The organism is Paenibacillus jamilae (assembly GCF_050482105.1).
Lineage (GTDB): Bacteria > Bacillota > Bacilli > Paenibacillales > Paenibacillaceae > Paenibacillus > Paenibacillus jamilae_B.
Map to the genome: position 1 here is coordinate 1 of NZ_JBCNHI010000071.1, position 534 is coordinate 534.

Genomic DNA, 534 nt, shown 5'->3' on the forward strand with positions numbered 1-534 from the left:
GTTTGCAGTAGAGCGCCTGCAGGCCCATGAGTCTGAAGCCGAAGCCTATATCGAGTCCTTTGTACGCAGCTTCGATCTTCAGCAGGCACCGCTGCTGCGTGTTCGTCTCATTCAAACCGGACCCGAGCGTCACCTCCTGATGTACGACATGCACCATATTATTTCAGACGGTGTATCGTCTAACCAAATCGTGCAGGAGCTGGGACAACTGTACGAGGGACAGGCTCTAGAGCCGTTGTCCATTCAGTACAAGGACTATGCGGTGTGGCAGCAGCAAGAAATGCAGCATGCGTCATACCAGCGCCGGGAGCAGTTCTGGCTGGAGCATTTGGCCGGAGAATTACCGGTCCTGGATCTGCCGATTGCTTATCCTAGACCTGCTGTGCGCAGCTTCGAGGGAGCCATGTATGAATTTACAGTGGACCCGAATGTATCCGAGCAGCTGCGCCGCATCGCGGCACAGACCGGAAGTACACTGTATATGGTGCTACTGAGTGCCTATACCGTCCTGCTGTCCAAATACAGCGGTCAGGA

The 534-nt window shown here is 54.7% G+C and carries 1 protein-coding gene; it reads left to right on the plus strand.

Annotated elements, in window-relative coordinates; genetic code table 11:
• A partial coding sequence (locus ABEW32_RS26335; RefSeq protein ID WP_430193259.1) for a condensation domain-containing protein occupies positions 1 to 534 on the plus strand: 534 nt, incomplete at both ends.